The following is a 9,677-nucleotide window of genomic DNA, read 5'->3' as shown; positions in this document are numbered from 1 at the left end:
GTCGTACGAACTGCAGCGTGATCCGCCCTATCTTGAGTACCAGGAGGTTTGCAAGACATGGATCAGGATCCTGAAAACCTTAAGAGAGGATAATGCTTCGCTGATTACGCGGTTGGCGGCTGCGTTAAAGGAATCTACGCGCCGTTCATTTGTGGAGGAAGCGGAAGAATTTCAGTTAACTATGCTGGATCGGGAAGAGTCGATGGTGTTGTTGCGGCATGAAATAAACGAGCAGCTGGCCTGGCTGGAAAAGCAACCGGCTGATACTGCTGCGCCGCGTTCTTTTGCGTTATTAAAAAATGATGTGGAAGGAATGGTGCAGGAGCACGAAAAAGTGAAGCAGGCTTTCCTGATTTTTATAGCAGCGGAAAAAGTGTAATGTCAGTTAATCATTTCTGTAAGTTTTTTGATAGACAGGGCCGCTATCTGTCCTTCTTTTAAAGCGATCAACCGCTCGTCCCTGAAATCGCCCAAGGTGCGTATGAGGGATTCTTTGGCTACTCCCGCCACTGCTGCCAGGTTTTCCCGGCTGATATCTATCGAAAAATTTTTACTCCCTGTTTTATTGTATTTCTTATCGAGCATCACGAGTGCTTCCGCTACTTTTTTGCGCAGGGAATTGTAGGCAAGACCGATCAGTTGTTGTTCCTTTTCCGCCATTTCCCTGGATAATAAACGAATAAATTTTCCCAGTACTTCCGGATTGCTGCTGATCAGCCGTTGAAAATCCTGGTGGGGAATAACGGCCAGCAATGTGTCTTCCATGGCTTCGGCATTTTCCTGGTAATTGCCGCCTTCCAATAACGCATTGTAGCCCAGGAAATCACCTTCGTTGTATAAGCCTATGATCAGCTCTTTCCCGTCGTCGTTGCGTTTGTACGTTTTCACTTTGCCATGCAGCAGGTAGTATAAATAGTCGGGGCGATTGCCGGCGGCATAAATGCTTTGTTTCTTTTTATAATGATTGGTATTACGGTCTTCTTTCAGCAGGGACAGATGATCTGCACCATTGCTGGCAGAGAGTAAGATGTTCAGTCCCTGTATGCCGGTGGCGGAGTTATGCTTTATTTCAGCGCATCTTTTCAGGCGGCTTTCAATGGCGCTCAACAGTTCTGTTCCTTCAAATGGTTTGGTGATATAATCGTCGGCGCCCATTTCCATTCCTTTCCGGACATCTGTTCGTTCTGTTTTGGCGGTGAGAAAGATAAAGGGAGTGGTTTGCAGGGCTTTGTTTTTATGGAGCATATGCAATACACCGTATCCGTCCAGTACCGGCATCATGATATCGCATACAATCAGATCGGGAAGGTGTTCCAGTGCCATGGATACGCCTTCTTTCCCATTGGCGGCGGTGAGCACCTGGTAGTTCGCTAACTCCAGAATTTCTGCCACATTTTCACAGATAGCGGCATTATCTTCTATCAGCAGTATTTTTTCCATTGTCATTAGTTTTGGGGAAAGGGAAGGGAGACGAGGAACTCAGTACCTTTTTCCGGCGCGCTGTTGCAGGCAACGGTACCGTTCATGAGTTCTGCGTACTTGGCTACGATGTGGAGGCCGAGTCCTGTACCCTGAATATTGGCTACATGCTGGCTGCGGAAGAACCGCTCAAACAGGTGTTGACGGTCCTCGGTGGAAATGCCTATTCCTTTATCTTTTACAGATAGCTGGAATAGGGTATTGCTGCATTGCGTGCGGATTGAAATGATCGCTCCTTCCGGGGAAAACTTGATGGCATTGGAAACGAGATTCATAACAATGTGTTTAAGTAGCGTAGGGTCCAGATATGCCTGTTGTGTACCATGGTGCGCATAGTATATATTCTGCAGTGGCTTTTTGAGACCATCCATTTCACCGAGAATATTCCCGATATGTTTGGCCGTATCGAAAGTGCTGTGTCTGACCTGAATTTTTCCTTCTTCTATTTTTCCTACCGAGAGGAAGTCGTTGAGGATATCAGTGAGCATATTTACGGAAGAAATAATGCGCTGAATATGTTTGCTGCGCTTCGATACATCATCGGCGCCTTCGTATTTGGATACCAGGTATATAGAAGAAAGAATGGCGCTGAGTGGTGTCCGGAATTCATGGGAGGCAAGGGATACAAACCTCGACTTCAGTTCATTGAGTTCTCTTTCTTTTTCCAGTGAGATGCGGAGTTCTGATTCCGCTTCTTTGATGCGGGAAAGGTCAATAGCGATGCCAATATACCCGGTAATGTCGGTGGCATCTCGGATGGCGGATACAGTGAGTGAAACGGGGAGTGAACTACCATCTTTGCGGATATAGCTCCATTCATATTCGTTGAGTAAATTCAGTTTAGCCTTGATCGTTAGTGTTTCCATACCGGGTTCTACCGCTTGTTGCAGTTGCCGGGAAAATTCTTCTGCCCGCAGGGCCACTTCTTCCGGATTATGTAACATAAGCGGGGTGCATACATCTATCACTTCACTGGCTTTGTAGCCGAGTATTCTTTCTGCGGCAGGATTGAACCATTTAATAAAACCATCTGTGTTGATCACAATGATCATGGCGCCGGCATTGGTCCACAGGCTGTTAAGGAAGCTATTCATTCTTTGCAGGGCACCATCTTTTAGGGCCGCTTCTTTTTTCTGTTGGTCGAGTTGTTGCCGGGTTTGCTCGGATATTTTCCGGTCGGAAATATCCATGACGTAAATGATGGTTAGTGGTCCTTCCGGGGTAGTATGTTCACCAAGACTGATTTCTACCGGAAATCTGCTGCCATCTTTTCGCAGTGCGATATGTTCTTTTTCATTGTCCGGCAGCAATTGCGTAACAGGTTGTCCGGTAATTTCTTCTTTCGTATAGCCGGACTGGTTAAGCAGGAAGGGGTTCGCCATCAGTATGTTATTGTGACTATCGGCTACCAGGATGCCAATGGTGGCATGATTAAAGAGTACTTCGAAACCTATGTAACTATGTTGAGTCGTGTTAATCATACCCGTAATGACCCTTTACTTCGGTGCTATATAAATTTAATGAATCCCGGTGGAATAAAATACAGCTTGTTCAAAAACGAACGCTAAGTGTTTTATAACGGACATAGTTTTTTTTATTACATGGATAAGTATCTCAGAATAATTGCCATATTGTAGTGGCATTTTATTAGTATCAACATCCGCTTATGATTGGTCATTACTTCAGAACGACTTTACGGAGTTTATTCCGCAACAAGATATATACGCTGCTTCATATCGTTGGACTGGCAGTAGGGTTGGCAGTTTGCATGATTATTTTTATCCTGATCCGTTTTGAAACGGGGTTTGATGATTTTCATGCTAACAAAGCCAATATTGTTCGTTTGGTGACCCGGTTCGATCGGGCAGAAAATGGTATGCTCCGTTCTTCGGGAACACCGTTTGCTTTGCCGGCTGTGTTGAAAGAAGAGGTTGCTGCTGTGAAGGAAGTTGTGCCGGTAGCTTCCCTTCAGGATATGCCTGTTACCATCCCTGATGAAAAAAATATCAGCCGAAAACTGTTTAGGGAAAAAAAGGGAATGGTAGCGATTACGCCGGCGTTTTTTAATGTCTTCTCTTTTTCCTGGTTGGCAGGAAGTCCGGTGGTATTATCACAAATGGATGCTGTGGTGTTATCAAAGGAAACGGCTATTCGCTACTTCGGTGACTGGCGGCTGGCGATGGGCAGAACCGTGGAGCTGGTAGGGCCTTTTCCTCTGAAAGTAAGTGGGGTGGTGGACATCCCGGCGAATACAGAATTCCGGTTTACTGTGATGGTGCCTTATCGTTTGATGTTTCCGGGAACTACCGACTGGGCAAGTATTTCTGAAAGCCATCAATGTTACGCGTTGTTGTTGCCACATACGTCTCCTTCACATTTACAGACTATGCTGAATGCCTTGTCGCACAAGTATATGAGCGGTGAGCATCCTCATACCCTGGAAACGCAGCCGTTGTCTGTGGTACACCTGGATGATAGCATGACCAATATGGGAGGCAACGGGATCAACAGGCGCCGTATCAATGCGATGTGGTGCATTGCCCTGTTTATATTGCTGGTAGCGGTCGTGAATTTTGTGAATTTGTCTGTAGCACAGTCGGTGAAAAGAGCCAAAGAATCGGGCGTACGTAAAGTATTGGGCGGCAACAACGGACAGCTGCGGAAGCAGTTTCTTCTCGAAACATTTTTACTGGTGCAGGTAGCAGGGATCTTATCGCTGTTGATAGCAGGCGCCTGTTTGGTACCGGTAGGGCATTTGCTGCAAATTGATCTACAGCGGTCGCTGCTTTTTCAGCCGGCAGTAATGGGATTTTTCGGGCTGATAACGGTAACGGTTACACTGACTGCTGGATTTTATCCGGCATTGCTGATCAGCAGGTTTAGTCCGGTACAGGTATTGAAAGGGTCACTGCTTACGGTGCCTGTGGGAGGCGTTCAGCTGCGTAAAGTGCTGGTAGTATTTCAGTTTGTGGTGGCGCAATCGCTGATCATTGCCACGCTGATCATCGTAAAGCAAATGCATCATTTTAATACCATGCCCATGGGTTTCGAAAAGCGCCTGATTTTGAATGTGCCTGTTCCGGGAGGGAGGGAGGCCATGAGTAAAATTGAATTGTTGCACAGCCGGATAGCTGCGTTGCCAATGGTCAAGGAGGTTAGTTTTAGTACAGCACCGCCGGCGGATGGTAATAATTCATGGACCGGATTCAAATTCAATCACGCGCCGGAAATGGCGTCGTTTGCTGCCATTTATAAATCGGTCGATGCCGCATTTTTGCCACTCTACCAGATGAGGCTGATAGCCGGCCGTAATGTGACGGCGACAGATAGTATCCGGGAATTTTTAGTGAATGAAGCTATGTTAAAACAACTTGGATTTCATGGGGCGGAGGAAATGCTGGATAAAGAAATAAGTATGTGGGATGGTGCTGTAAAAGGACCTGTTGTAGGGGTGCTGAAAGATTTCAATACTTCCTCCGGGAAAGATAAGATGGCGCCCGTGATGCTGTACAATGATCCGCTTTCCCGCAATATGGCCTCTGTGAAACTGCTGGCCACGGGCTTGCCAGGGGCGGTAGATAAGATAGGAGCGCTGTTTAAGGCCATCTATCCCAATGATCCATATGATCCCCGATTTCTGGATGATACCATTGCCGGCTTCTATGTGCATGAAGTGCAACTGGCCAGATTGTATGAGCTATTTGCGCTGATCGCTGTATTCCTCAGCTGTTTGGGGTTGTATGGATTGTCGTCTTACATGGCAGTACAACGCTTAAAGGAAGTCGGCGTGCGTAAAATACTCGGGGCTACGCCTGCAAATATCATCTACCTGTTTTCAAGGGAATTCATCGGAATGGTATGTGTTGCATTTTTGGTAGCCGCGCCGATGGCAGGTTATTTCCTGCGGGAATGGCTGCAGTCATATGCCTATAGTACGCCGCTAAGCTGGTGGATATTTGCTTTGGGCGGAATCGCTACGGCTTTGGTCGCCCTCATTACCGTAGGATTTCATGCACTCAGGTCGGCGTTGATGAATCCTGCCCGGCATTTGAAAAATGCCTGATTACTTCTGATTAATAGGTGTTTCAATAATGAGGAAGGCAGTTTTTTCTGTGCACTGCAACTGTACTTCACCGGTTTCCCATAATCCGATTGCATCCCGTTCCTGCAGTACCTGGTCCTGCACCCTCAGGCCGCCGGCAATAGAAAAAATGAACAGGCATTTATTCAGTGGATGAAAGGTATATGTGAGTTGGTGGGGTTGCTCATAATAGCCCAGTGATAATTTTGCATTCTGGTTGATCCAGCAATGCTGCATACCTTCTTCACCGGATACAATGGTGACCAGTTTGTTTTTCCAGCTTTCCTTGGGGAAGCTTCGTTGCTGATAACGGGGTGCAATATTTTGTTGCTTGGGCGCAATCCAGATTTGCAGGAAGTTAACTTCTTCCGTGCCTATATTATATTCTTCATGTCGTAGTCCGCTGCCGGCACTCATGATCTGTACGGCAGGTGCTTCTATTTCTGTGATGTACCCCATGCTATCTTTATGGTTCATTTTCCCCTTCAGTAGCACGGAGATGATTTCCATGTTGACATGTGGGTGAATACCAAAGCCTGTACCTGCCTGTACAAAGTCGTCGTTGAAGGCGATCAGTGAACCAAATGCGCTACGCATGGGATGGTAGTAATCGCTGAAGCTGAAGAAGAAATTGCTTTTCAGCCAGCCAATGTCTTTGATGCCTCTTTCGCTTGCGGGGAAATGTTGCAGTTTCATATTATAAGGAACAGTAGGGGGGTAAAAATTGTTTGAAATCCGGGTCAACTAAGTTAACATCAAATTTCCGCATCTCGTAAATATGTTTCCCGAACGCGTAAGTGTTATTTTTTTTATGCGCTTACTTTTGCTGCACAATTTAAGGAGCTGCCAGGTGAGGCGCTGGAGAAAGAGATCACGGTGATATTGCAGCAGTTTGCAACAAAAACGGAGTTGAGTTTACAACGATAAACGAGTGGATAAGAAAAGCACCGCGGTCATTCCTGACCGCGGCTTTTTGTTGTCTTTTATTTGGTGAAGCTGTTATACCTTCCGATCATCGTATCGAGTGAGTTATTGAGACTTTCCAGCTGGCTTTCGGTCATGGCACCTTTTTCTTTGGCATCACGCATCGTTCTTTTGGCCATCAGGAGGAATTCATGGTAGCTGTCGCAGAACGATTTGTAGGAGGAACCTTTACTTTCTTTTTCTGCGTTGGTCAGATCCAGTGCGGCATGTGCTGCCTGGTCTTTTTCCAGGGCATCATAGGCTGTTTGTGCAGCGGCACTTATTTTATTATAATCTTCGCCGCCTTCTTCCAGCAGGTTGATATAATTACGAACGGCCTGCATATCTGCTTTCATTGCTATGATGTAATCTTTCAGCGGACTGTCTTTCAGGATAATTACTTCGCTGGCATCTGCTACTTCATTTACTCTTTTCATCAGCACTACTTTCTGATCAAAGAATACCTGTGCATTACTGCGGACAGAATCTGCCAGGGCAAGTCCTTTGGCGCCTTTGTCATCTTTAAAGTCCTGTGCTTTCAGGTAGTCGTCCAGCTGTGCATAGGTGGCTTTTATTTTATCAAAGGAACTGGTAAAGCCGGCAACTTTTTCTTTGAAGAATGCCTGATCTGCTTTGTTCAGGGCATCTACGGGTTGGTCTACCTTGATTTTCCCGTGAGAAAAAGAAGGTATCATGATAGGTTTAATGATGCTGTTCAGGAACACCGGATTGCCTTTACTTTTCAATAACTCTTCTACACGGTCAGCATTTTTTACCAGGCGGACAACATAATCGGAGTTTTTGTTAGACAGGTCGACGATCAGGTTGGTGTATTCAATGACTTCATTTGCGGAGGACGCCGATTTTTCTTCATAGGCGCTGTTGTTGCTACTTGCTTTCCCGTTGTTGTTACATGACATGGCAATGGCTGTCAGCGCGAAGCCAAGGGGGATGTACAGAATGGATCTTTTCATGATGCTAATGGTGTTTTTATTCGGATTAGGCAATTGCACAATCGTGTGCAGGGGTAATTTCCGGGGCAAAGATATTTTTTCAGGTAAATAAAACAAAAAAATGTAAAGGATACAAACTACTCAATTGAGTATATGTCATCACTTTTATAACGGGTAATTTTAATGCGGCAAATGAACTGCATGTTTTCAAAACGAGGTGTTATATACGGAATGCTATGCTGCTGGCTATTTTTATTCTTATCTGTTCGGGTAGTGGCTCAACATATACCATTCAGCAATCCTTCCCTGGAGGGGAATCCGGGGAAGGGAATACTACCTGCTCCCTGGTATATTGTTTTGGGTACACCGGATACGCAGCCGGGTATTTTTGAAATAAAGCTATCACCTTCAGCTGGTAAAAGTTATGTAGGCATGCATAGCGGTAAGGGATTTCTGGAAGGAATCGGACAAAAATTGGCTCAGCCGGTGGAGGCGAATAAGGACTATGTGCTGAGTATGGACCTGGCGTATACGACTTATTATCTGTATCCGGCCTGTTATGGTAACCTGGCCATTTACGGCGGCAATGCACCGGGAGATACGGCGGAAATGTTATGGTCGTCCGGAAATTTTACGCATGATACCTGGAAACGGTATGACGCGGTGTTTCATCCTTCTGCATCGTATCGTTATATTTCTTTGCTGGCGTATCCCACGTTGCCTTGCAATAAAAGTCAATATGGCATTGCTTTGCTGTTGGATAATTTATCGGCAATAGACCGTTTGTTACCACCTGTGCTCACGGCGTCAGTTATACCCTGTACTTGCGGGGAAGTGGCAGATGGGCGTATTACGCTGCATATAAGGGATGGGATCCCGCCTTTTCAATATAGGTTGGATAATGGGAGATGGCAAACAGATAGTGTATTTCCGGGATTGGCGGCCGGGCAGCATACCGCCGAAATACAGGACAGCCATCATCTCACTGCAACAGTTGCCGCTGTGGTGGAGTCGCCCTGGAAAAATTGCCTGGTGGTGATGCCTACCGCTTTTAGTCCCAATCATGATGGGCAGAATGATATTTTCCGGCCAAAGGTATATGATGCCATCCATGGCTACCGGTTACAGGTATACGACAGGTGGGGGAAACTGGTGTTTATGAGTCAGTCTCCCGAACTGGGCTGGGACGGTAGTTTTAAAGGATCGCCGGCGGATGTGCAGGCTTACGTATACGTATGTACGTATACAGATAGCCGCCAACAGCCGCACCAGCTCAAAGGAAGTGTATTATTGTTGCGTTGACACCGATAACGGAAAGGTGACCGTGAAAACAGAACCATTTGTCCCGCTGCTGACGGAGATATGTCCGTTGTTGGCAATTACAAATGATTTTACAATGGACAATCCAAGTCCGGTACCTTCCCTGTTGCCCACATTTCCGGCACGGAAAAAAGGCGTGAATAAAAATCGTATATCCTTTTCCGGTATACCAATGCCATTGTCTTTTACTTTGATGCTTACCTGATGTTTGCTGTAATGCAGCCTGAGTAGTGGCCCGGGGCCGGAAGAATATTTAAATGCATTGCTGATAAGGTTGGTGAGAATGCCGGCTAAATGACTCCTGTCTATAGAGAGTAGCTGCGGCCTGCCAGAAACTTTGATCCGCAACAGCCGTTTGTCAGCGCGTTTGTGAAAGTATTGTTGTTTGATCATCTTCACGAAACTGCACACATCTGTTGCTTCTGGTTGGGTAACAGGATGGCCGGCTGCTATGCTACCATTGGTAAGGATATCATCGACCATGTTGCGGAGTACAACAATTTCTTCTTTGATGCGGGAAATATTTCGTTCATAAAAAGGCAACATTAATTCATCCAGTTGCATTTTTGTTTCCAGTAATTCAATAGAAGAAGAGATGGCGATGATAGGCGTTTTAAATTCATGGGTCGCCATGGAAATGTATTCAGACCTCATTTCCAGCAATGATTTTTCTCTGATTGCATGCCTGTTAATATGGTTCAGCATACGCTTGGTTTTTGGTTGAATAGAAAATAAGGTTTCGTATTTCGAAAGATATTGGCAGGACAAATATGGTTGTATATGCAATATACGTAAGTTTTAAAAGAATACATACTATTATTAGTAATGTATTTTGTTGTGTTTGATATAATATGCTACAGTATTGTGTTTTATGGGTTGTT

The 9,677-nt window shown here is 45.6% G+C and carries 8 protein-coding genes; 3 read left to right on the top strand and 5 right to left on the bottom strand.

The genetic code is table 11. The features are described from left to right. A partial coding sequence (locus VIP81_RS11620; protein ID WP_331960216.1) for a hypothetical protein occupies positions 1 to 379 on the top strand: 379 nt, incomplete at its 5' end. Between the two features lie 2 nt (positions 380 to 381). Here VIP81_RS11620 and VIP81_RS11615 read toward each other — a convergent pair. Together VIP81_RS11615 and VIP81_RS11610 are read right to left on the bottom strand one after the other, a co-directional pair. Beyond that, positions 382 to 1,440: a response regulator gene (locus tag VIP81_RS11615; RefSeq protein WP_331960213.1), complete on the bottom strand. Its 1,059-nt coding sequence runs from the start codon at positions 1,438 to 1,440 to the stop codon at positions 382 to 384. Positions 1,441 to 1,445: 5 nt separating this feature from the next. Then, complete coding sequence (locus VIP81_RS11610; RefSeq protein WP_331960210.1) at positions 1,446 to 2,960, bottom strand: PAS domain S-box protein; 1,515 nt, start codon at positions 2,958 to 2,960, stop codon at positions 1,446 to 1,448. Between the two features lie 185 nt (positions 2,961 to 3,145). Here VIP81_RS11610 and VIP81_RS11605 point away from each other — a divergent pair, with 185 nt between their 5' ends. Next, positions 3,146 to 5,542, top strand: coding sequence for an ABC transporter permease (locus tag VIP81_RS11605; protein WP_331960207.1), 2,397 nt, complete (start codon positions 3,146 to 3,148; stop codon positions 5,540 to 5,542). Here the strand turns inward: VIP81_RS11605 and VIP81_RS11600 are convergent, their stop codons facing one another. Both VIP81_RS11600 and VIP81_RS11595 read right to left on the bottom strand, forming a co-directional pair. Further along, the gene (locus VIP81_RS11600; protein ID WP_331960204.1) at positions 5,543 to 6,256 is read right to left on the bottom strand and encodes a pirin family protein; all 714 of its coding nucleotides are present in this window, start codon (positions 6,254 to 6,256) and stop codon (positions 5,543 to 5,545) included. Between the two features lie 287 nt (positions 6,257 to 6,543). Next, positions 6,544 to 7,497: a hypothetical protein gene (locus tag VIP81_RS11595; RefSeq protein ID WP_331960201.1), complete on the bottom strand. Its 954-nt coding sequence runs from the start codon at positions 7,495 to 7,497 to the stop codon at positions 6,544 to 6,546. Between the two features lie 252 nt (positions 7,498 to 7,749). On the opposite strand from VIP81_RS11595, the gene VIP81_RS11590 reads away from it, so the two are divergent. Next, positions 7,750 to 8,778 (top strand): gliding motility-associated C-terminal domain-containing protein, encoded by a 1,029-nt coding sequence (locus tag VIP81_RS11590; RefSeq protein WP_331960198.1) that lies wholly within the window; start codon positions 7,750 to 7,752, stop codon positions 8,776 to 8,778. On the opposite strand, the gene VIP81_RS11585 is transcribed toward VIP81_RS11590, so the two are convergent. Next, the gene (locus tag VIP81_RS11585) at positions 8,764 to 9,501 is read right to left on the bottom strand and encodes a HAMP domain-containing sensor histidine kinase (protein WP_331960195.1); all 738 of its coding nucleotides are present in this window, start codon (positions 9,499 to 9,501) and stop codon (positions 8,764 to 8,766) included. The two genes, VIP81_RS11590 and VIP81_RS11585, sit on opposite strands and share 15 nt — an antisense overlap. Between the last annotated feature and the right edge of the window lie 176 nt (positions 9,502 to 9,677).

The organism is Chitinophaga sp. (genome assembly GCF_036566945.1).
GTDB lineage: Bacteria > Bacteroidota > Bacteroidia > Chitinophagales > Chitinophagaceae > Chitinophaga.
This window is presented reverse-complemented; position numbering and strand designations above follow the sequence as displayed.

Excerpts from the sequence above, each read along its gene's own strand:
- VIP81_RS11615 (WP_331960213.1), bottom strand. The coding sequence starts at position 1,440 with ATGGAAAAAATACTGCTGATAGAAGATAATGCCGCTATCTGTGAAAAT.
- VIP81_RS11610 (WP_331960210.1), bottom strand. The coding sequence starts at position 2,960 with ATGATTAACACGACTCAACATAGTTACATAGGTTTCGAAGTACTCTTT.
- VIP81_RS11605 (WP_331960207.1), top strand. The coding sequence starts at position 3,146 with ATGATTGGTCATTACTTCAGAACGACTTTACGGAGTTTATTCCGCAAC.
- VIP81_RS11600 (WP_331960204.1), bottom strand. The coding sequence starts at position 6,256 with ATGAAACTGCAACATTTCCCCGCAAGCGAAAGAGGCATCAAAGACATT.
- VIP81_RS11595 (WP_331960201.1), bottom strand. The coding sequence starts at position 7,497 with ATGAAAAGATCCATTCTGTACATCCCCCTTGGCTTCGCGCTGACAGCC.
- VIP81_RS11585 (WP_331960195.1), bottom strand. The coding sequence starts at position 9,501 with ATGCTGAACCATATTAACAGGCATGCAATCAGAGAAAAATCATTGCTG.